The organism is Amycolatopsis sp. NPDC051371, assembly GCF_040682155.1.
GTDB lineage: Bacteria > Actinomycetota > Actinomycetes > Mycobacteriales > Pseudonocardiaceae > Amycolatopsis.
In genome coordinates, this window is the sequence record NZ_JBFBAG010000049.1 from 65,225 (window position 1) to 86,487 (window position 21,263).

Annotated in this window: 21 protein-coding genes and 1 rRNA gene; 15 read left to right on the forward strand and 7 right to left on the reverse strand. The window is 70.6% G+C overall.

Going from position 1 to position 21,263, the window contains the following annotated elements; translation table 11 throughout:
- The first annotated feature begins 138 nt into the window (after positions 1-138).
- The 4 genes from AB0M59_RS42395 to AB0M59_RS42410 are packed head-to-tail and all read left to right on the forward strand — an operon-like array spanning position 139 to position 4,542.
- Positions 139-2,103: a TRAP transporter fused permease subunit gene (locus tag AB0M59_RS42395; protein WP_364627141.1), complete on the forward strand. Its 1,965-nt coding sequence runs from the start codon at positions 139-141 to the stop codon at positions 2,101-2,103.
- Entirely contained in the window at positions 2,100-3,074 is a 975-nt protein-coding gene (locus AB0M59_RS42400) for a TAXI family TRAP transporter solute-binding subunit (protein WP_364627143.1), read from the forward strand. Before AB0M59_RS42395 ends, AB0M59_RS42400 begins: the two co-directional genes overlap by 4 nt.
- Before the next feature lie 9 nt (positions 3,075-3,083).
- The gene (locus AB0M59_RS42405; RefSeq protein WP_364627145.1) at positions 3,084-4,079 is read left to right on the forward strand and encodes an SMI1/KNR4 family protein; all 996 of its coding nucleotides are present in this window, start codon (positions 3,084-3,086) and stop codon (positions 4,077-4,079) included.
- A 10-nt stretch (positions 4,080-4,089) separates the two neighbouring features.
- The gene (locus AB0M59_RS42410; RefSeq protein WP_364627147.1) at positions 4,090-4,542 is read left to right on the forward strand and encodes a GNAT family N-acetyltransferase; all 453 of its coding nucleotides are present in this window, start codon (positions 4,090-4,092) and stop codon (positions 4,540-4,542) included.
- Here the strand turns inward: AB0M59_RS42410 and AB0M59_RS42415 are convergent.
- Entirely contained in the window at positions 4,539-4,883 is a 345-nt protein-coding gene (locus AB0M59_RS42415; protein ID WP_364627190.1) for an oxidoreductase, read from the reverse strand. The two genes, AB0M59_RS42410 and AB0M59_RS42415, sit on opposite strands and share 4 nt — an antisense overlap.
- A 182-nt stretch (positions 4,884-5,065) precedes the next feature.
- Here AB0M59_RS42415 and lpdA point away from each other — a divergent pair, with 182 nt between their 5' ends.
- The 5 genes from lpdA (at position 5,066) to lipB (ending at position 10,592) form a co-directional block, all read left to right on the forward strand.
- Positions 5,066-6,439, forward strand: coding sequence for a dihydrolipoyl dehydrogenase (gene lpdA / locus AB0M59_RS42420; protein WP_364627149.1), 1,374 nt, complete (start codon positions 5,066-5,068; stop codon positions 6,437-6,439).
- A 55-nt stretch (positions 6,440-6,494) separates the two neighbouring features.
- A complete protein-coding gene (gene sucB, locus AB0M59_RS42425; protein ID WP_364627151.1) occupies positions 6,495-8,258 on the forward strand; it encodes a 2-oxoglutarate dehydrogenase, E2 component, dihydrolipoamide succinyltransferase in 1,764 nt (587 codons plus the stop codon).
- 98 nt (positions 8,259-8,356) lie between these two features.
- Positions 8,357-9,232, forward strand: coding sequence for a TIGR01777 family oxidoreductase (locus AB0M59_RS42430; RefSeq protein ID WP_364627153.1), 876 nt, complete (start codon positions 8,357-8,359; stop codon positions 9,230-9,232).
- Positions 9,229-9,852 carry a phosphatase PAP2 family protein gene (locus AB0M59_RS42435; RefSeq protein WP_364627155.1) on the forward strand — a complete coding sequence of 208 codons (624 nt, stop codon included), beginning with the start codon at positions 9,229-9,231 and terminating at the stop codon, positions 9,850-9,852. The genes AB0M59_RS42430 and AB0M59_RS42435 overlap by 4 nt, the downstream gene beginning before the upstream one ends.
- The gene (lipB, locus tag AB0M59_RS42440) at positions 9,849-10,592 is read left to right on the forward strand and encodes a lipoyl(octanoyl) transferase LipB (protein WP_364627157.1); all 744 of its coding nucleotides are present in this window, start codon (positions 9,849-9,851) and stop codon (positions 10,590-10,592) included. Before AB0M59_RS42435 ends, lipB begins: the two co-directional genes overlap by 4 nt.
- A gap of 40 nt (positions 10,593-10,632) precedes the next feature.
- Here the strand turns inward: lipB and AB0M59_RS42445 are convergent, their stop codons facing one another.
- Positions 10,633-11,568 carry an LLM class F420-dependent oxidoreductase gene (locus AB0M59_RS42445; protein WP_364627159.1) on the reverse strand — a complete coding sequence of 312 codons (936 nt, stop codon included), beginning with the start codon at positions 11,566-11,568 and terminating at the stop codon, positions 10,633-10,635.
- Positions 11,569-11,573: 5 nt separating this feature from the next.
- The gene (locus AB0M59_RS42450) at positions 11,574-12,185 is read right to left on the reverse strand and encodes a TetR/AcrR family transcriptional regulator (RefSeq protein WP_155541882.1); all 612 of its coding nucleotides are present in this window, start codon (positions 12,183-12,185) and stop codon (positions 11,574-11,576) included.
- Between the two features lie 131 nt (positions 12,186-12,316).
- Here AB0M59_RS42450 and AB0M59_RS42455 point away from each other — a divergent pair, with 131 nt between their 5' ends.
- Genes AB0M59_RS42455 through AB0M59_RS42470 form a run of 4 tightly spaced genes read left to right on the forward strand, consistent with a single transcriptional unit; the run spans position 12,317 to position 15,527 of the window.
- Entirely contained in the window at positions 12,317-12,838 is a 522-nt protein-coding gene (locus tag AB0M59_RS42455; protein ID WP_364627161.1) for a hypothetical protein, read from the forward strand.
- Between the two features lie 18 nt (positions 12,839-12,856).
- Positions 12,857-13,807 (forward strand): oxidoreductase, encoded by a 951-nt coding sequence (locus AB0M59_RS42460; protein ID WP_364627162.1) that lies wholly within the window; start codon positions 12,857-12,859, stop codon positions 13,805-13,807.
- Positions 13,808-13,832: 25 nt separating this feature from the next.
- Positions 13,833-14,834: a lipoyl synthase gene (lipA, locus tag AB0M59_RS42465; RefSeq protein WP_364627164.1), complete on the forward strand. Its 1,002-nt coding sequence runs from the start codon at positions 13,833-13,835 to the stop codon at positions 14,832-14,834.
- Positions 14,835-14,879: 45 nt separating this feature from the next.
- Positions 14,880-15,527, forward strand: a complete 648-nt coding sequence (locus AB0M59_RS42470; RefSeq protein ID WP_364627166.1) for a DedA family protein — start codon at positions 14,880-14,882, stop codon at positions 15,525-15,527.
- A gap of 384 nt (positions 15,528-15,911) precedes the next feature.
- On the opposite strand, the gene AB0M59_RS42475 is transcribed toward AB0M59_RS42470, so the two are convergent.
- The 3 genes from AB0M59_RS42475 to AB0M59_RS42485 all read right to left on the reverse strand — a co-directional run bounded on the left by AB0M59_RS42475 (position 15,912) and on the right by AB0M59_RS42485 (position 18,304).
- Positions 15,912-16,691, reverse strand: a complete 780-nt coding sequence (locus AB0M59_RS42475) for a hypothetical protein (protein WP_364627167.1) — start codon at positions 16,689-16,691, stop codon at positions 15,912-15,914.
- Complete coding sequence (locus tag AB0M59_RS42480) at positions 16,688-17,251, reverse strand: papain-like cysteine protease family protein (protein WP_364627169.1); 564 nt, start codon at positions 17,249-17,251, stop codon at positions 16,688-16,690. Before AB0M59_RS42480 ends, AB0M59_RS42475 begins: the two co-directional genes overlap by 4 nt.
- A 99-nt stretch (positions 17,252-17,350) precedes the next feature.
- Positions 17,351-18,304 carry a LysR family transcriptional regulator gene (locus AB0M59_RS42485; RefSeq protein WP_364627171.1) on the reverse strand — a complete coding sequence of 318 codons (954 nt, stop codon included), beginning with the start codon at positions 18,302-18,304 and terminating at the stop codon, positions 17,351-17,353.
- A 70-nt stretch (positions 18,305-18,374) separates the two neighbouring features.
- Between AB0M59_RS42485 and AB0M59_RS42490 the strand changes: the two genes are divergently transcribed.
- Positions 18,375-19,244, forward strand: coding sequence for a patatin-like phospholipase family protein (locus AB0M59_RS42490; RefSeq protein WP_364627172.1), 870 nt, complete (start codon positions 18,375-18,377; stop codon positions 19,242-19,244).
- Between the two features lie 104 nt (positions 19,245-19,348).
- Entirely contained in the window at positions 19,349-20,560 is a 1,212-nt protein-coding gene (locus tag AB0M59_RS42495) for an Ig-like domain-containing protein (protein ID WP_364627174.1), read from the forward strand.
- Between the two features lie 612 nt (positions 20,561-21,172).
- Here AB0M59_RS42495 and rrf read toward each other — a convergent pair.
- Positions 21,173-21,263, reverse strand: a 5S ribosomal RNA gene (rrf, locus tag AB0M59_RS42500); the annotation flags it as partial.

Here is a 21,263-nt window from a genome sequence, read left to right on the forward strand (position 1 = left end):
AAGGCGGCCTTGGTTGCGTCTCACGCACCGAAGGCCGCCTTGGGTGCGTCTGACGCACCGAAGGCCACATTGGGGCGCTCGGGGCCGGTGATCGAATTGCCGCTTTCGGTGTGATCCGCGACACCGTACGGTGGCCGGGTGACCACTGGGCCGGTCGAAGAGGACACAACCGCCGCGATCGCCGCCGAGCACGACGAAGAACGCCCGGCTCGCACGCTCTCCCGGATTCCCGACCGCGTTGTCTACTTCGTGGCGCTCGCCGTCGCCGTACTGGTGCTCAAGCAGGTCTTCTTCCCGTTCGCCAAGGGCAACCAGTTCTACCTGGTGCTCTTCCTCGGCGTGACGCTCCCGCTGGTCTTCCTCTGCTACCGCCCGCGGCTGCGCGGCCGCGACGACCCCGGCTGGACCGACTGGGCGCTCGCCGTCACCGCCCTCGCCGTCGGCCTCTACCCGGTGCTCATCGGCTACGACGACTTCCTGAACCGCCAGGGCATCCTGTCCCCGCTGGACATCGTCGCCGGCGCGCTGCTGCTCGTGCTGATCCTCGAAGCGACCCGCCGCACCACCGGGCTGGTGCTGCCGATCGTCTGCCTGCTCTTCCTCGCCTACGCCTACTACGGCGGCTACCTCCCGCAGAACTGGGGCATCGCCCACGCCGGGATCGACTTCAGCCAGATCGTCAACGCGCTCTACAACGACGCGAGCGGCTTCTACGGCACCCCGCTCGACGTCGCCGCCAGCTACATCGTGCTGTTCACCCTCTACGGCGCCGTGCTCAACGCCTCCGGCGCCGGCCGGTTCTTCGTGGACATCTCGTTCGCCGCCTTCCGGCGGTCCCGGACGGCGCCGGGCCGGACCACCGTCCTGTCGGGCTTCCTGCTCGGCACGGTCTCGGGTTCGGGCACCGCGACGGCGGTCAGCCTCGGCTCGATCACCTGGCCGATCCTCAAGAAAGCCGGTTACCCCAAGGAAAACGCGGGCGGGCTGCTCGCCGCGTCCGGCATCGGCGCGATCCTCTCGCCGCCGACGCTGGGTGCCGCGGCGTTCATCATCGCCGAGTACCTGCAGACGTCGTACCTGACCGTGCTGATCTGGGCGACCGTCCCGACGCTGCTCTACTACCTCGGCATCGTCTTCGCGATGGAGGCCGACGCGCGGCGCTTCGAGGCCGAGCCCGTCGACGTCCCGCACGGCGATCCCTGGAAGCTGCTGCGCACCGGCGGCTACCACTTCCTGTCGCTGGCGATCATCGTCGTGTTCCTGGCCCTGGACATCCCGCCGTTCGCCGCGGTCGTCTACGCCACCGGCGTCGCCGCGCTCTTCGCGCTGATCGCCCGCCGCCACGACATCCGGGGCTGGGCGACCGACATGGTCGACGCGCTCTCGGCGGGCGTCCGTGGGGCGCTGCCGGTGATCGCGGTGTGCGCGGCCGCCGGCGTGATCACCTCGACCATCACCAAGACCGGCCTCGGCCTCGAACTCGCCGACGCGCTGGTGGAGCTGGCCGGCGCGCTCACCGACAACGGCACGGTGATCCTGATCCTGACCGTGCTGCTCTCGGCGATCGCCGTCGGCGTGCTCGGGCTCGCGGTGCCGGTCACCGCCAGCTTCATCATCGCGTGGGTGGTGATCGGCCCGGCCCTGGAGACGCTGGGGGTCGCCGACGCCGAGCGCGCGATGTTCATCTTCTACTACGCCGTGCTTTCGGAAGTGACGCCGCCGACCGCGCTCGCCGCCGTCGCTTCCGCGGCGATCACCGGCGGGTCGGTGCTCGGCACCATGTGGCAGTGCTGGAAGTACACGCTTCCCGCGTTCCTGGTGCCGATCGCCTTCGTGCTCACCGACAACGGCGCCGCGCTGCTGCTGCAGTCCGACGTGCTCACCGTGCTGTGGGTGGCGGCGGTGTCCGCGGTGGCCGTCGCCGCGCTCGCGGTGGTGACCGGCGGCTGGCTGTTCGGGCCGGTCAGCCTGCCCGTGCGGCTGCTGTTCGTCCCCGCCGCCCTGTGCCTGCTCTACCTGGAGCCGGTGCCGATCGCGGTCGGGACCGCGTTCGGCGTCGCCGCCGTGCTCACCCACGTCGTGATCAAGAGGAGGACAGCATGAAACGCGCACTGGCCGCTGCCGCGGTACTCGCTCTGGCCGTCACGGGCTGCGGCGGCAAACAGCAGACCGACTCACCCGCCGCCGGCGGGACGCAGTCCTGCGAAGCCGGCGAAGGCCGGATCACCATCGCCACCGGCAACAGCGGCGGCGTCTACTACGTGCTGGGCGGCGGGCTGGCCCAGCTGATCAGCAACAACACCAAGCTCCGCGCGACGGCCGCCGAGACCGGCGCTTCGGTGCAGAACATCCAGCAGCTGGTCGCCGGCAACTACGACGTCGCGTTCTCGCTGGCGGACACCGCGGCGGACGCCGTGCGGGGCAAGGGCTCCTTCGCCGGCAAGCCGCAGAAGATCCAGGCGCTGTCCCGGATCTACCCGAACTCGACGCAGGTCCTGGTGCGCACCGATTCCGGTATCAACTCCGTCGCGGACATGAAGGGCAAGCGGATCTCGACGGGCTCGCCGAAGTCCGGCACCGAGGTGATCGCGAACCGCCTCCTGCAGGCCGCGGGCCTCAAGCCGGACACCGACGTCCAGGCGCAACGGCTCGACCTGGCCAAAACCGCGGACGGCATGAAGTCCGGCACGCTCGACGGGCTCGTCTGGTCCGGCGGGCTGCCGACCGCGCAGATCACCGACATCACGACGGCGTTGAAGGACAAGGTGAAGTTCCTCGACATCACGCCGCTGCTGCCGAAGCTCAAGCAGGTCAACGACGTCTACGACCAGGCCGTCATCCCGGCGGCGACGTACGGGCAGCCGTCGGACGTGCCGACGGTCGTGGTGCCCAACCTGCTGCTGGTGCGCGAGGACTTCCCGGCGAACAACGCGTGCGCGATCACCAAGCTGCTCTTCGACAAGCAGGCGGAGCTGGCGAAGATCCACCCGGCGGCGAAGGAGATCACGAAGCAGCTGGCCCCTCAGACCGACCCGGTCCCGCTGCACCCGGGGGCGAAGCAAGCGCTCGGCTAGGGTTCGGGAGTGGACCCCGGTGAGTACCTCGAGGCGGCGGTCCGGGACGTCCTGACCGCGCCGGAGGTTCGCCTCGACGACCAGGTCGGGTACGCCGCCCTGCTGCTCGCGGTCACCGGCGCCCTCGACGAGTCCGACCGGCTGGTCGGCCAGTGGCTGGCCCGCACGGAACGGCCGGTGACCGCGCTCGCCGCCGACCCGGTCCGGGCCCGCGCGTGGGCGATGCTCTTCGAGGCCCGCGGCGGCCGCCCGGACTGGGCCGAAGGCCTGGCGCCGCTCGACCTCGACGCCGAAGAGCGCGCGCACACGGCTTCCCTGCGCCGTCCGGTTTCCGACCTGGACGGGGTACTGCCGCCCGGACCGGTCGCCCAGGTCGTCCAGCACGTCGCGCCGTCCCGTCCGGACCGGGTGCGCACGGCCCTCGCCGACGGTGACCTCGCGTTGTGGGCCTCGCTGACCGGACCGCACCCCGATGTCGCGGCGCTCGCCGCGACCCGCGCCCTGGCTCCCGCACTGGTCGCCGGGGCCGATCCGCTCGGTCTGCGCGACTGGGCCGAGGCGTGCGCCGGCGCGCTGGTCGCGGCCCTGCACGAGCGTTGTCCGCCTGACCCGGGCACGTGGCCGGAGCTGGTCGCGGAGATCATGCGCCTGCGTGGTCACGGCGGAGCGGGACCGCTCCTGCGCGGCCGGAGCCCGCTCCCTCCCCCGGCGTCGGAAACGGCGATCCGCTCGGCGGAGCTGCGCCTCGGCATCGAGCTGCCGGAGGACCACCGGGAGTTCCTGCGCACCTGCGACGGCCTGCCCGCGGACGTGGTCTTCCCGCGCCTGCTCGGGACGGCGGACCTGCGGGCCGAGAACGGCGTGGTCGTGCTGGCCGAACCGGCGGTGCTGCTGCTCTCGGCGTCGCACGTGGTGGAGGTCGACCCGGTGCTGGGCACGACGGTCCACCCGTCGTTCCGCGCGGCGCTGGTCAAGCACGCCACCCTGCTCGCCCAGGCAGGCTAGCTTGGTCCGGGTGACCACCCTCACCGTGGAGAAGATCACCCCCGCCAACGTCGCCGCCGCGTGCCAGCTGGCGGTCCAGCCGCACCAGAAGGCCTTCGTCGCACCGGTCGCGGTCTCGCTCGCCGAGGCCTACACGCAGCCGGAGATCGCCTGGCCGAGGCTGATCCTCGACGACGGGGAACCGGTCGCGTTCGTCATGGGCGGGTTCGACCCGGACGCGGAGCTCGACTTCTTCCGCTGCGGGATCTGGCGGCTCAACGTCGGCGCCTGCGTCCAGGGCCGCGGCCTCGGCCGGTTCGCCGTCGAAACGGTCCTCGAAGAGGCCCGCCGGCGCGGCGAAAAGGCCGTCACGGTGCTGTGGATCCCGGCCGAGGGCGGTCCGGAGGACTTCTACCTCAAGCTGGGCTTCCGCCCCACCGGGCAGACCCACAACGGCGAGGTCGTCGGCCGGGTCGAGCTCTAGACCTGGCCGCGCTTCTTGCGCTCGGTGTACTCGCGCATGCGCTTGGGGTAGCCGACGCGCGCGACCTCGTAGACCGGGATCGACCGGCGGTGGCCGAACTGCTGGGCCGCCTCCAGGCTGCCGATCCGGCGGCGGGTCCACTCACCGTCGTGGGCGATCAACACCACAGTGGTCTCGGTGACGTTCGTCTTCGGCTCGACGAACGCCTCGACACCCCGGCGCGAAGCCGCCCACTCCTCCAGGTGCCGGGTGTCCCCCGAGTCGGCTTTCCGCAGCGTGCCGGCCTTCTGCCCGCCCTTGGCGCGCCTGCGCAGGGAGTCGAACAACCCCACCGCGACCACCTTCCCTCCCGAGACTTTCCCCACTCATTATCCCGAAGTCCGCGTGTGGTCGGTGTCGCACACCCGGCTAGCTCGCAGCCCCGCCCGGCGTAGTGACAAGATGGCGAGTGTCGCGCGCGCGGTTATACCGGGCACAGGCGACGACAGAGCACCACCCCACTGCTTGCCGAGGAGCTATTCAAGTGACCGACACCTCCGCCGACCTCGTGATCCTGGGAGGCGGATCGGGCGGCTACGCCGCGGCGTTCCGCGCGGCCGAGCTGGGCCTTTCCGTCACCCTGATCGAGAAGGACAAGCTGGGCGGGACGTGCCTCCACCGGGGCTGCATCCCGACCAAGGCCCTGCTCCACGCCGCCGAGGTCGCCGACGAAACCCGGGACGCCGAATCGGTGGGCGTCAAGGCCGTCTTCGAAGGCATCGACATCGCCGGGGTCAACAAGTACAAGGACGGGATCGTCGCCCGGCTGTACAAGGGCCTGCAGGGCCTGGCCAAGGCGCACAAGGTCAACCTCGTCGAGGGCAGCGGCACGTTCGTCGGCGGCACGACCGTCGAGGTGGACGGCACCCGCCACACCGGCAAGAACGTCATCCTCGCCACCGGTTCGTACTCGCGCACGCTGCCCGGCCTGGAGCTGGGCGGCCGCGTCATCGCCAGCGAGCAGGCCCTCGCCCTCGACTACGTCCCCAAGAAGGTCGTCGTCCTCGGCGGCGGCGTGATCGGCGTCGAGTTCGCCAGCGTCTGGGCCTCCTTCGGCGTCGACGTCACCATCGTGGAAGCGCTGCCGCGGCTCGTCCCGAACGAGGACGAGTTCGCGTCCAAGCAGCTCGAGCGCGCTTTCCGCCGCCGCAAGATCGCCTTCAAGACCGGCGTGCGGTTCACCGGCGCGAAGCAGGACGACAACGGCGTGAGCGTCTCGCTGGAATCCGGCGAGACCATCGAGGCCGACCTGCTGCTGGTCGCCGTCGGCCGCGGGCCGAACTCGGCGGGCCACGGCTACGAGGAGGCCGGCGTCAAGATCGAGCGCGGCTTCGTCATCACCGACGAGCGGCTGCGCACCAACCTGCCGAACGTCTACGCCGTCGGCGACATCGTCCCCGGCCTGCAGCTCGCCCACCGCGGCTTCCAGCAGGGCATCTTCGTCGCCGAGGAGATCGCCGGGCAGAGCCCGCGCGTGATCGACGAAAGCGGCATCCCGCGGGTCACCTACTCCCACCCGGAGGTCGCGTCGGTCGGGCTGACCGAGTCGCAGGCGAAGGACAAGTACGGCTCCGACGTCACGACGTTCACCTACGACCTCGGCGGCAACGGCAAGAGCCAGATCCTCAAGACCTCCGGCGGGGTCAAGCTGGTCAAGGCCCCGGACGGCCCGGTCGTCGGGGTCCACATGGTCGGCGACCGCGTCGGCGAGCTGATCGGCGAAGCGCAGCTGATCTACAGCTGGGAAGCTTTCCCCGAAGACGTCGCACCGCTCATCCACGCCCACCCCACCCAGACCGAGGCCCTCGGTGAAGCGTTCCTCGCCCTCGCGGGGAAGCCGCTGCACGTGCACAGCTGACGTCCCACCAGCAGAATCCAGACCACGCAGAACTTGGAAGAGGAGTCAGCGAACGATGGCCTACTCCGTCACATTGCCGGAGCTCGGGGAGAGCGTCACCGAAGGCACCGTCACCCGGTGGCTTAAGCAGGAGGGCGACACCGTCGAGGTCGACGAGCCGTTGCTCGAGATCTCGACCGACAAGGTCGACACCGAGGTTCCGTCCCCGGTGGCGGGCACGGTCGTGAAGATCAGCGCCGCCGAGGACGAGACCGTCGAGGTCGGCGCCGAGCTCGCCGTCATCGACGACGGTTCCGGCGGCGCGCCCGAGTCTTCCGCCCCGGCGCAGGAAGAGCAGAAGTCCGAGCCGGAGCCCGAGCCCGAGCCGGAGTCCCAGCCGGAGCCGCAGGCTCAGGACAGCGCGCCGAGCAAGCCGGACACCGCGCCGGCCCCCGGCGGCGAAGGCACCGAGGTGAAGCTGCCCGAGCTGGGCGAAAGCGTCACCGAGGGCACCGTCACGCGCTGGCTGAAGCAGGTCGGCGACTCGGTCGAGGTCGACGAGCCGCTGCTCGAGATCTCCACCGACAAGGTCGACACCGAGGTGCCGTCGCCGGTCGCCGGCACGGTGCTGGAGATCCGCGCGGGCGAGGACGAGACCGTCGAGGTCGGCGGCGTCCTGGCCGTGATCGGGGACGCCGGTGCGGCGCCGAAGGCCGAGGCCAAGCCCGAACCGAAGCCGGAGCCGAAGCCCGAGCCGAAGCCGGAACCCAAGCCGGAGCCGGTCCAGGAGGCCAAGCCCGAGCCCAAGCCGGAACCGAAGCCCGAGCCCAAGCCGGAACCCAAGGCCGAACCGGCCGCGGCGAAGGAGAGCTCGGCGGACGGCCCGTACGTCACGCCGCTGGTCCGCAAGCTGGCGTCCGAGCACGGCATCGACCTCACGTCGCTGACCGGCAGCGGCGTCGGCGGCCGGATCCGCAAGCAGGACGTCCTGGCCGCGGCCGAGGAGAAGCAGAAGCCGGCCGCCCCGGCTCCCGCCGCTGCCGCTCCGGCAGCCGCTGCCGCCCCGTCGGCGCCGGCCGCGCGTCCGGCGGCCCCGGTGTCGGCCGAACTCGCCGCGCTGCGCGGCACGGTGCAGAAGGCCAGCCGGATCCGCCAGATCACGGCCACCAAGACCCGCGAGTCGCTGCAGATCGCCGCGCAGCTCACGCAGGTCCAGGAGGTCGACGTCACCAAGATCGCCAAGCTCCGCCAGCGGGCGAAGGCGGCCTTCAAGGAGCGCGAGGGCGTCAACCTGACGTTCCTGCCGTTCTTCGCGAAGGCCACGGTCGAGGCGCTCAAGCAGCACCCGAACGTCAACGCGTCCTACAACGAGGACACGAAGGAGATCACCTACCACGGCGCCGTGCACCTGGGCATCGCGGTGGACACCGAGCGCGGGCTGCTCTCGGTCGTGATCCACGACGCCGGCGAGCTGAGCCTGGCCGGTCTCGCGCACCGGATCGCCGACCTGGCGGGCCGCGCGCGGTCGGGCCAGATCAAGCCGGACGAGCTGTCCGGTGGCACGTTCTCGATCACGAACATCGGCAGTGTCGGCGCGCTGTTCGACACGCCGATCATCGTGCAGCCGCAGTCGGGCATCCTCGGCACCGGCGCGGTCGTCAAGCGCCCGGTCGTGGTCGCGGACGCCGACGGCAACGACACGATCGCCGTCCGGTCCATGGCGTACCTGCCGCTGACCTACGACCACCGCCTGGTGGACGGGGCCGACGCGGGCCGCTTCCTGACGACGATCAAGCAACGCCTGGAAGAGGGCAACTTCGAGGGCGAACTCGGCCTCTGAGTCACCCGGTCGAAGGCCGCCACGGGACTTCCCGTGGCGGCCTTCGCCAGTTCCGGGCCGGGAGTGCGGACCGGCCGCGGATGGGCGACGATCGAACCATGCGAGTACTGATCGCCGGAGCGAGTGGCTTGATCGGGTCGGCGGTGGGCGAGCGCCTGCTGGGCGACGGGCACGAAGTCCGCCGCTTGGTGCGGCGGGAAGCGCGCGGGGGTGGGGAATTCCGCTGGGACCCGCCGTCCGGGACCATCTCCGACGGTGCCTTCGAAGGCGTGGACGCCGTGGTCAACCTGGGCGGCAAGCCGCTGTTCCCCGGGCGGTGGAGCGCGATGCGCAAGCAGGAGCTCACCGACAGCCGGGTCGAGCCGACCGAGGTGCTCGCCGAAGCCGTCGCCGAACACGGCGTCGGCGTGCTCGTCAACGCTTCCGCCGTCGGCTACTACGGCCACACCCATGAGTCCACTGTGGACGAATCCGGGCCACGCGGCCGCGGTTTTCTCGCCGAGCTCTGCGAAGCCTGGGAAGCGGCGACGGCGGGTGCGGGCGACGCGCGCGTCGTGAACATCCGGACCGGGCTGGTGCTTTCGGCCAAGGGCGGCCTCTACAGCACGCTCCGTCCGCTCTTCCAGCTGTGCCTCGGTGGGCGGCTCGGCGACGGCCGCCAGTTCATGCCGTGGATCGCCCTGGAGGACGAGGTCGGCGCCATCGTCCACGCCCTCACGCACGACGACCTGTCCGGCCCGGTCAACCTCACCGGACCGGCCCCGGTGACCAACGCCGAGTTCACCCGGGCGGTCGGGCGGGCCCTGCACCGCCCCGCGCCGTGGTGGGTGCCCGGGATCGCACTCAAGACCGTGCTCGGCCAGGCCGGCGAAGAAATGGCGTTGTTCGGGCAGCGGGCCGTCCCGGCCGCGCTGGAGCGCTCCGGCTACACCTTCCGGCACCCGACGCTCGACAGCGCGCTCGCCGCGGCATGAGCGTTCCGCTGCAACGCTGGCTCGTCGTCGGCCTCGTGCTGAGCGCCGCGTTCGTCGTGCTCGGGCTGAGCGTGGCACGGCAGCCGCTGACCCTCGACGTCGAAGTCGCGGACGCGCTGCACGGCGTGTACGCGGAGCCGCTCGGCCGGGTGGCGCAGGCCGGGAGCGACGTCCTCGGGCCGGTGCTCCCCTTCGTCTTCGGCTTCGCGCTGCTCGCGCTGGCGCTGCGGCGGCGCGAGCACCTCGGGCTGTGTGTGCGGCTGGCCGCGGTGCTGGTGCTGTGCCGGCTGACGAGCGTGGTGTTCAAGCCGCTCTTCCTGCGGGAGCGCCCGCGCGACTACCCGGACCTGAGCTACCCGAGCGGGCACGTGGTGTCGGTCGCGAGCACGGGGTTCGCCCTCCTCCTGCTGTGCGCGTGGCTGTGGCCGCGGCTGGTTCGCCGGGTTTCGGTGGCGGTCGTCGTGGCCGTCGTGCTGTGCGCGGCCTGCCGCGTCGTGCTGGGCGTGCACTGGGTCACCGACACGATCGGAGCAGTGCTCGCGGTGACGGGTGTCGGACTGCTCTCAGCGTGCGCCTTGCGGCTGCTTCCCCCGGGTGACGGGCGTAGCCTCGACGGGTGAGTTCTTCCCGCACCTCCTGCCGCGCCACCACCGAGCCCGTCGACGTCCGGGAGCTCGGCACCATCGAGTACACCGAAGCCTGGGAGCTCCAGCGGAGCCGGCTCACCGCCCGCGCCGACGGCACCGCGCCGGACACGATGTTCCTGCTGCAGCACCCGTCGGTGTACACCGCGGGCAAGCGCACGGAGCCCGCCGACCGCCCGGCCGACGGCACGCCGGTGATCGACGTCGACCGCGGCGGCAAGATCACCTGGCACGGCCCCGGTCAGCTGGTCGGCTACCCGATCGTGAAGCTCGGCGACCCGATCGACGTCGTGCACTACGTGCGGCGGCTGGAGGAGGCGCTGATTCACGTGTGCGACCAGCTGGGCGTGCGCAGCGGCCGCGTCGAGGGCCGCAGCGGCGTGTGGATTCCGGCGGACGAGCGCGGCATCGAACGCAAGATCGCGGCGATCGGCATCCGCGTCCAGCGCGGCGTGACGATGCACGGCTTCGAGCTGAACTGCAACGCGGACCTCTCGGCGTTCGACGCGATCGTGCCGTGCGGAATTCGCGACGCGGGCGTGACGTCGCTGTCGTACGAGCTGCAGCGCGACGTGAGTGTGGAAGCGGTGCTCCCGCTGGCCCGCGACGCCGTCCTGGCCGCGCTCGAAGGCGAGCTGCCGGTGAGCGAGGACCGCTGGCTCCCGCGCCCGGAAGCCCCCCAAGCGCCAGGCGTCACCTTCGCGCTCCAGAACTGACGAAAACGGGCGCCTCCCGCGAGAGGCGCCCGTTTCGCGTTCAGTCCAGCTGCGGTGCGACCTCGGCCGCGATCAGCTCGATCTGGTCCACATCGGACAGGTCCAGCAGCTGCAGGTAAACCCGGGTGATCCCGGTCTTCTCCCGCCACTGCCCGATCCGGTCGACGACCTCGGCGGGCGTCCCGGCCAGGCCGTTCGCCCGCAGCTCCGTGACGTCGCGGCCGACCGCCGACGCCCGTCGCGCGACCTCGGCGTCGTCGCGGCCGACGGCGATGGTCAGCGCCACCGAACGCAGGATCTCCTTGGGGTCGCGGCCGATCTCGGCTGCCGCCTCGTCGACGCGGGCGAACTGCGCGGCCGCCGTGTCCGCGTCCACGAACGGCAGGTTGAACTCGTCCGCGAACCGGGCCGCCAGCGCCGGGGTGCGCTTCTTGCCCTGGCCGCCGACGATCACCGGCGGCGCCGGGGACTGCGCCGGCTTCGGCAGGCCCGGCGACTCCGAGAGCGTGTAGTACTCGCCCTTGAACGAGAACGTCGAGCCCACCGGCGTCTTCCACAGCCCGGTGATGATTTCGAGCTGCTCGGCGTAGCGGTCGAAGCGCTCCTTCAGCGGCGGCAGCGTCAGGCCGTACGCCTCGTGCTCGGCGTCGTACCAGCCGGAGCCGAGGCCGAACTCGACGCGCCCGCCGGACATCTGGTCGACCTGGGCGACCGAGATGGCCAGCGGTCCCGGGTACCGGAACGTCGCCGCGGTGACGAGCGTGCCGAGCCGGATCCGGCTGGTCTCCCGGGCCAGGCCGGCCAGGGTGACCCAGGCGTCGGTCGGGCCGGGCAGGCCGTCGGCCGAGCCCATCTTCAGGTAGTGGTCGCTGCGGAAGAAGGCGTCGTAGCCGGCGTCTTCGGTCGCCTTGGCGATGCGCAGCAGGTCGTCGTAGCTGGCCCCTTGCTGGGGCTCGGTGAAGATCCTCAAGTCCACGAAAGTCAGCCTATAGAGACGTCGGGCTCCGTGCGCCGCAGCCGTACCAGCATGCGGACGATCACGTCCTCGATCTCGGCCCCGACCTTCTTCGGGTCCGGCGAGCTGGCGATCTCGGTCGCCGCGCTCGACAGCGCGCCGAACAGCAGCCGCGCGGTGACCTCGACCGGCACCGGCTCGACCTCGCCGGCGTCGATCAGCGACTGCAGGCCGGACCGGACCAGCCCGAAGCTGCACCGCTCTTCGGCTTCGCGCCAGCGTTCCCAGCCCATGACGACCGGCGCCTCGTGGATGGCGATCCGCTGGTAGGCCGGGTCGAGGCAGGCGCGGATGAACGCGTTGAGCCCGCCGAGAGCGCGCTCCCACGGCGAGCCTTCGCCGGTCATGATCTTGTCGAGGCGGTCGTAGACGAGGCTTTCGACCTGGTCGAACGCGGCTTCGAAGAGGGCCTGCTTGCCGCTGAAATGGTGGTACAGCGCACCCTTCGTGACCCGGGCGCGTTTGGCGATCTCGTCGAGCGAGGTACCCGCGTAACCGCGTTTGGTGAACAGTTCCACCGCGCTGTCGACCAGCGCCGAGCGGGTCGACTCCGAGTAGTCGAGCCGTCTGGACCTCATTGTCGCCACCTTCACAACCTTACGCCCGGAGGATCTCTCCATACTCATGGTATGTTCGCCTCGTCAGGTCCGTACCGGGAGTATGCCGCAGACCCGCGGTATGACCCGGGCCACGGAAGGGGAGCCCCACGATGAGCTGGACAGACTTCTACCGGCGTCAGGAAATCCTCGACGCCACGGTTCGCCTGGCCGCCCGCAACCCGGGCGCGCCGCTGCCGCTCGACGAGATCCCCGGCGCCGGAGAGCACTTCGGCACCGAGGAGAACGTCCTGCTGGCCCTGCAGTACAAGTGGACGCAGATGCTGACCGGACGGCTGCGCGCCGAGGTCACCGACCCGGACGACGCCGACGGCCTCGGCGACCACGTCGACGCCGTCACGCGCGCCTGGCGCACGGTCGTCGAAGAGCACGAAACGCTGCGCGCGGTGCTGGACGGCGGGTACGAGCGGCACGCGTCGCTGCGCCGGATGCACGAAGGCGAGCTGCGGATGCTCGCCGTCACGGCCGGGCTGGCCGACCCGCGCGAGCCGGGCGAAGAGATCGTCAAGGTGGGTCACGCGCTCGAGGCGTTGCTGCGCACGAGCCGTGAGGAACCCGCTCGCCGCCGTCCCGTCATGGGACACCTGCGGCGCCTGCTCGCGCCCACAGCGTGAACAGGGTTTAGTAAGCGCATGACGGAGCGCTGGACCGACGCCGACATCGCCGATCAGACCGGCCGGACCGTGCTGGTCACCGGAGCGAACTCGGGGCTCGGGCTGCGCACCGCCGAGGTGCTCGCGGGCAAGGGGGCCCGCGTGTTCCTCGCCTGCCGCTCGCCCGAACGCGGGGCGAAGGCACTGGACATCGTCAAAGCGGCCGCCGCGGGCGCCGAGCCCGAGCTCATCCCACTGGACCTGAGCGAGCTCGCCTCGGTGCGCGCGGCCGCCGCGTCGGCCCGCGAGCTGACCGGCGACGCGCTGGACATCCTGGTCAACAACGCCGGCGTCATGGCGACCGCCCGCGGCCGCACGGCCGACGGCTTCGAGCTGCAGTTCGGCACGAACTACCTCGGCCACGCGGCGCTGACCTGGCTGCTGATGCCCGCCCTGCGCGGCGGACGGCACGCCCGCGTCGTCACGTTGTCGAGCCTCGCCGCCGCCGGCGCCCGCATCCACCTCGACGACCCGAACGCCGAGCACCGCCGCTACAACGCCGCGGCCGCGTACGGCCAGTCGAAGCTGGCCGACCAGGTGTTCGCGCTCGAACTGGACCGCCGGCTGCGCGCGGCGGGCTCGGAAATCCTGAGCGTCGCCGCCCACCCCGGGTACACCGCGACCGGGCTCGGCAGCGGCATGGCGCGCTCGTACAGCAATCCGGTGATCCGCTCGGTGCTCGCCGGCGGCCACCGTCTCGGCGAGATCCTCTTCGCCCAGGGCCCGCGGATCGGCGCCCTCCCCCAGCTCTACGCGGCGACGGCCGACGGCGTCTCCGGGGGCGAATACTTCGCTCCGCGCGGCCTCGGAAACCTACGCGGCTACCCCGTCCAGGTGCCCACGCTCGCCACCGCGCGCCTCGAGCCGCTGGGGTCCGCGTTGTGGGACCTGACGGCGAAGTTGACGGGCATCACCCCCGACCCCGCGTAGTCAGGACGGGCGTACGGTTGAGGCTGTGAGTGCTGCGCCTGAAGGCCGGAAGCTGCTGCGTCTGGAAGTCCGCAACAGTGAGACGCCGATCGAGAAGAAGCCGCCGTGGATCAAGACGCGGGTGCGGATGGGGCCGGAGTTCACCGAACTCAAGGGTCTCGTGCGTCGCGAAGGTCTGCACACCGTCTGCGAAGAGGCGGGTTGTCCCAACATCTACGAATGCTGGGAAGACCGGGAAGCCACGTTCCTCATTGGTGGGGACCAGTGCACGCGTCGGTGTGACTTCTGTCAGATCGACACCGGCAAGCCGGCTGAGCTGGACCGGACGGAGCCGCGGAAGGTCGCGGAGTCGGTCCAGGCGATGGGTCTGCGGTACTCGACCATCACCGGCGTAGCCCGGGATGACCTTCCCGATGGTGGCGCGTGGTTGTACGCGGAGACCGTTCGGCAGATTCACGCTTTGAACCCTGGCACGGGTGTCGAGCTGTTGATCCCGGACTTCAACGCCGACCCCGCGCAGCTGGCCGAGGTGTTCGGTTCGCGGCCTGAGGTGTTGGCGCACAACGTGGAGACGGTGCCGCGGATCTTCAAGCGGATCCGTCCCGGTTTCCGCTACGCGCGTTCGCTGGAAGTCATCACCGCCGCGCGTGAAGCGGGCCTGGTGACGAAGTCCAACCTCATCCTCGGCATGGGTGAGACCCCCGACGAGGTAGCTCCGGCGATGCAGGACTTGGTCGACGCGGGCTGCGAGATCCTGACGATCACGCAGTACCTGCGTCCGTCGCCGCGGCACCACCCGGTGGATCGGTGGGTGAAGCCCGAGGAGTTCGTCGAGCATTCTCAGGCTGCGGAGGCGATGGGTTTCGCGGGTGTGATGGCGGGGCCGCTGGTGCGGTCGTCGTACCGCGCCGGACGCCTGTACGCCCAGACGAAGGCCCACCGCGGCGAGGAGTTGCCGGAGAACCTGGCGCACCTGGCCGTCGCGGGCCCCGCCGCGCAGGAAGCCGCGTCACTACTGGCTCGGTGACCCACGTCACCCCACCATCCTTAAAGGATCGGTAAAGTGGGTGGCATGGCCCTGGTTTCGGACCTCCTCAGCTGGTTGCAAGGACTCCCGGAACCGGGGCTCGTCGCCGCGACCGGCGGGCTGGTCTTCGCCGAGTGCACGATCGGGCTGGGTTTCGTGGCTCCCGGCGAGTCCGGGCTGCTCATCGCCGCGACGACGGCCACCACGGTCGCCCGCTTCCTGGTCCTGTGGCTGGTGGTGACGCTCTGCGCGACGGCGGGCGACGCGCTCGGCTACCTGATCGGCCGCCGGTTCGGTCCCCGGCTGCGCGAGACGAAACTGATCCGCAAGTACGGCCTCGACGCGTGGGACAAGGCAACCACGGTCCTGGAGCGCCGAGGTGCGTGGGCGGTGTTCTTCGCCCGCTTCCTGCCGGTGATCCGCACGCTGACCCCGGCAGCCGCGGGGACGTCCGGACTGCCGTTCCGCCGCTTCTTGCCCGCTGCCGCCGCGGGCGCGTTCTGCTGGTCCCTGGTCCACATCAGCATCGGCGCGGCTCTGGGCGAGGCAGCGAAGCGGATCGAGGGCGTTCTGAACACGGGCGGACTGATCGTGGTCGGCGTGCTCGCGGCGGTAGGGGTGTTCTTCTTGCTGCGCTTGAAGAAGCGCAAAGCCCTCGCGACGCCGGAGCGCGAGTCCGAGCGAGTCTCCTGACCGCTCCGACCCAGGACGCGTCGCGAATGACTCATTCGCGGCCTCCCACGTCCCGAATGAGTCATTCGAGACGTTCACAGTGACCCGGCCCCGCGCCGGCGCGCCCCAAGGCGGCCTTGGTTGCGTCTCACGCACCGAAGGGCCCCTTGGGTGCGTTGAACGCACCGAAGGCCACATTGGGTGCGTCCCGCGTACCCAAGACCACATCGGGTGCCGCTCACGCACCAACGCCACATCGGGTGCGCCCCACGCACCCAACGCCACATTGGGTGCGCCCCACGCACCCAACGCCACATTCGGTGCGCTCGCAACCACAGCGACCAGCCGGACCCGCGACCCCACGAGGGTGCGACCCGGGCGAACCCAGGCCGCACCCTCCCGGCGTCAGCGGCGGGCGCGCACCGCCTTGCCGGTGGCCCAGCCGACCAAGCCGAGCGCCAGCAGCGCCCCACCGGCGACGAACGGCCAGAACCCGATACCCGGCGCCAAAGTCTGAGCCTGAGCCGGAGCCGGAGCGAGTGCCGGCGCGGCGAGGTCGTACCCGCCGAGCTTGCCCTGCGCCCGGTAAGCCGAACCAGCCAGCTTGTCGCCGTACAACCGGTGCACCAGCTGCTGATAAGCCGCCACCGTGACACCCTCGCCGACCCGCTGACGAGCCGGGTCGTTGAGCGCCAGCACCCGGCCGTCTCGCACCCGGTACCACGCGTTGACCTGCGGTTCGGTGAACACGAGGTCACTACCAGCCTGCGCCGGGTACGTCAGTTCCTCGGTGCCGGTCGTGAAGTTGGTCGCGGCCCAGCCGCCCGCTTCGGGCGTCACCCACACAGTGGCCTGCCGCCCGGTCGAAGCGGAAGCGCGCACCGCGTAGAACGCGAACGACGCAGGCGCGGCCCCCGGCTTCCCGGCGACGAAAGCCGGGTCCAGCGAATACACCGGCTGAGGCGAACCGTCCACTGCGGGCGCCTGCGCCACGTCCGAGCGCGCGACACCGGCCCGCCGGTCGAGCTGGCCGAAGAACGCCGAAAGCTGCGCGTCCGCCGACTTGACCGCGGCGGCGACTTCACCGGGCGAAGGCTGGGAAGCCGAAGCCGTCCCACCGAAACCGAGCACCAGGGCCGCACCCGCGACCAGGACAGCGAGTCCACGGAAGAGATTCATACTCACGCCCCGATCCGGTAGAGGGACTGCGCCCACTGGAACTGCCCGTTGCGGGTGTAGCTCGAGTGCGCCATCGCGCTGTAACGCTGGCTGCTCGGCCACGGATCGCCGTAGTAGACGAGCCCGCTCGCGTCGTAGCCGTAGATCACCTGGGCGTGCCCGCCGCCGGCGGTCCAGTAGATGCCGGTCTCGACCGGGCGCCGCGCACCGATCTCGGTCTGCACTGAAGCCAGGCTGAGCGCTCCGGTCACCGTGCCGGGCCGCAGGCCGAGCGCCTGGTACCCGCGCTGGACGTACGTCAGCTCGCCGGCCTGGTTGGGACACTGCGAACCGGCCGGGTAGCCGCGCGAGTAGTCGCAGAAGGTGTTCTGGCTGACGTTCGTTCCGTAGCCGAGGAACCGGGCGATCGTCAGGCCGCTCGCGGCCCAGCACCACTGGTTCTGTTCCTGGACCAGCTGGCTGATCGACAGCGTGGTCGCCTCGGTGGTCGCGCTCGCGGGCGGGGAGAGCAGGCCGGTGAGGGCCACGCACAGCGCGCCGAGCGCCATTGCTCGTCTGAAGTGCATTCGTTGCTCCTTGTCGGCAATAGGTGGGGACTTCGTGAGCTTCTCCCGTTGCCGCGCCGGGCAGTAATCCCAGCGGGGATAACACCGGCGTTATGCCGCCTAGCGCGCAGACGCGCTTTCCGAATACTCGCGGCACCACCGCGCGAAATGCGGATTCCGTTGCCGTGACGCGGTATATGCGACCTCCGCGCACCGGAACACCCGGTCGGTCGTCGGCGAGCGGGCGTCGTCCTCGCGGGTCGCGAACAGCAGCGTCGTCCACAGGGGGTCGCCCGCGAGCGGCACCGCGACGAGGCCCGGCGGCGGCGCCGATGCCGCCTGCGCGAGGCAGACCGCGCCCTGCGCGATGAGCGTCCCCGCGGTGCCCGCCTCCGACGTGAAGTGCCGCACGCGCGGGCTGAACCCGGCGGCCGTGCAGGCCTGCAGGAACCGGACGCGCACGCAGTTTTCGTGCGGTGGCGGGAGGATCCAGTCGCAGCCGGCCAGGTCGGCGAGGTCGACGACGCCGTCGCGGATCGCCGGATGCCCCTCGGCGATCCCGGCGAAGATCGGCTCGGTGGCGAGCGTCCGGACGGTCAGGCCGGCGAAGTGGTGCGCCTCCGTACCGTCGAACCGTTCGAGCAGCGCGACGTCGACGCGGCCGGTCGAGAGCAGCTTGAGCAGGGTCAGCGACGCCGGTTCGGCGTAGGTCTGGACATCGACGTCCAGCTCCCCCAGCTCCTCGATGAACCGGCCGATGATGAGCAGCGGCACGTACCCGATCCGCAGGGTTTCCGGCCCGTCTTCGCCGTGCCGGCGGGCGGAGGCGACGAGGGCCTGCATGTCGGACAGCAGCGCGTCGGCGCGGGCGAGCACGAACCGGCCGAGCTCGGTCGGGCGCACGCCACTGGGGCCGCGGACGAACAGGTCGCCGCCGAGGATCCGCTCGATCCGCTTGAGCTGTGCGGTGAGCGCGGGCTGGCTGACGCCGAGGACGGTGGCCGCACGGCTCACGCTGCCGCCGTCCGCGACGGCGCGGACGGCCCTGAGATGCCGCAGCTCCAGCTCGGCCACGCCCAGCAGGCTAACGCCGTCTTCCCGGGCGGCACGACCTGCGAAAGTCGGGCTTACTACATTCGGCGGTATGAGTCTCGCGGATCTTCCCCGGCCGATCGGGTTCGTCTTCGGCGGGGGCGGCAGCCTCGGCGCCATGCAGGTCGGCATGCTGCGCGCGCTCACCGAGGCCGGTCTCGCGCCGGACCTGGTGGCGGGCACGTCGGTCGGCTCGCTCAACGCGGCGGTCCTGGCTCTGCCCGGCGACGACGCTTTGGCGCGCCTGCACGGGATCTGGGCGCACATGACGCGTGCCGAGGCGTTCCCCGGCGGCGTGCTGAGCCGCGTCCGGACGTTGACGCAGAGCAAGACGCACCTGTTCCCCAACAGCGGCCTGACGACGATCATCGCCGACCACGTCGGCGCCGAAACCCGCTTCGAGGATCTGGCGCTGCCGCTCGGCGTCGTCACCACGCAGGTCGACACCGCCGAGCCGCTGCTGATCCGCTCCGGGCCGCTCCTTGCGCCGTTGCTGGCCAGCTGCGCGATCCCCGGGATCTTTCCGCCGGTCGAGTACGAGGGGCGGCTGCTCTACGACGGCGGGCTCGTCGCGAACGTGCCGATGCGCCAAGCGCTGGCGATGGGCGCGAAGTCGTTGGTGGTGCTCGACTGCGCGTTCCCGGGGAAACTGCCGGAAGCGCCGCGGACGTTCGCCGAGGTGATGATGTTCACCGCGATGATCTCCATGCGGAACCAGGCTGTGCTGGAAGCGCCGGTGGCGGCCGCGCAGGTGCCGGTGGTGTACCTGCCCGGGCCGGCGCCGGTACGTGTGAACCCGCTCGATTTCGGGCACACCGAAGCACTGGCGGAAGAGGCGTACTCGGCCGCGCGGGAGTTCCTCGACGGGATCTCGGTGAGCGGGCCGGGACTTTACGGGGCTCCGGGCCTCGTTGTCACGTGATCCGCGTCACGCCGATGCACCGATCCGCCCGGAAGAACGTCATCGCTATCGCGTAGTTTTGATGACGAATGCCCGCCGACCCCAATTCCCCAAAAAGAGACAATATGCCCCCCAAGAAGATTTTACTTTCGGTGGCCGGAATCCTCGCCGGAGCACTGCTGGTTTCCGCCTGCTCGTCCGGTGACGACGGCGGCTCACCCGGCGGTGGGGCGCCCGTATCCGGTTCCGCGTCGGCCGCCGCGACCCCGGTCGCGGTGTCGTTCGAGCCCGCGGGCGGCACGGGGGTGAGCCCGGCGACACCCGTCGTCGTCAAGGCCGCCAACGGGAAGCTCCTCGACGTCACGGTGACCAACACCGCGAAGGGGACCAAGGTCGGCGGCAAGCTCGCGGCCGACGGAGCCAGCTGGACGTCGACCGAGCCGCTCGGCTACGGGGCGACGTACAAGATCGTCGCGCACGCCCAGGGCGCCGACGGGAAGCCGGTCGAGCAGGACAACCAGATCAGCACGCTCGCGCCGAAGAAGCAGGCGAACGCCAACCTGATTCCGGCGCCGTCCGCGGTGGCGAGCACGGGCGTCGGCGTCGGGCAGCCGATCGTGTTCAGCTTCGGGAAGATCGCCGTGAAGAACAAGGCGGCGGTGGAGAAGGCCCTGACGGTGGAGTCGACGCCGAAGCAGGAGGGCAGCTGGTACTGGATCGACGACTCGAACGTCCACTACCGGCCGAAGGAGTACTGGAAGGCCGGCACGACGCTCAAGGTGTCGGCCAAGATCTACGGCGTCGACTTCGGCAACGGCGTCTTCGGCGCGGAGGACCGCACGGAGACGTACAAGGTGCACGATTCCTGGATCGCGAAGGCGGACGGGAACACCGAGCAGATGCAGATCTTCCACAACGGCGCCATGGTGAAGTCCATGCCGATCTCGATGGGCAAGGACGCGACGCCGACCCACCTGGGCGCGCACATCATTTCGGACAAGCAGGCGAACTACACGATGGACTCGTGCACGTACGGCGTCTGCCCGCCGGACCCGAAGGCGTACCGCTCGAACGAGAAGTTCTCGGAGCGGATCTCCAACGACGGCGAGTTCGTCCACGAGAACCCGAACAGCGTGGGACAGCAGGGAAGTTCGAACGTGTCGCACGGCTGCATCAACCTGAACGGCGCGAACGCCCAGTGGTTCTTCCAGAACATGGGCCTGGGTGACGTCGTCGAGGTGACGAACTCCGGGGGCCCGCAGCTCCCGGTGTGGGACCTGTACGGCGACTGGTCCAAGTCCTGGGCCGACTGGCAGGCCGGCTCAGCCCTGAAGTAACCCACTCTGCCTTTGCCCCAGGGGGGCCGGGAGCTCCGCTCCCGGCCCCCCTTCTCTATGTCCGCCCCTCCAGGTACGCGAGCCGACGGCCCAGCTACGCGAGTCGCCCCTCCAACCACTCGTGATGCCCTCCCCATCACGAGTGATGCCACTCCAGTCACACCCGATGCCCCCGCAATCACGCGAGTTCCGCCTCCAATCACGCGAGATCCGTGTTCAATCACGCGAGATCCGGCTTCGATCACGCGAGTCCCGTGCCTGAGCACGCCGGCGAGGTTCGCTCGAGCGGTCGACGCGTACCTGACCAGTCGGCCGGCATACCCAGAGGGTCGGTTCGCGTACCTGGAAGGTCGGCTCGCGTGCGCCGAGAGGCATCACGTGTGTCTCCGGGGGCATCGCGTGTGATTGGAGGGGCATCACTCGCCGGCCGGGCCGGCGGTGGCGCTCCCGCGGCCGGCACTCGCGTGATTCGAGCCGTCAGTCGCGTGACTGGGGACGTGACTCGCGTGACTGGGGACGGAACTCGCGTGATCCGGGCCGTCACTGGACATGAAAAAGGGCCCGGGTCGGGAGACTTGCGTCTCAACCGGGCCCAGGCCCTCTTCCAAGTAAGTTCGGCGGTGTCCTACTCTCCCACAACCCTTCGGTTGCAGTACCATCGGCGCTATCAGGCTTAGCTTCCGGGTTCGGAATGGGACCGGGC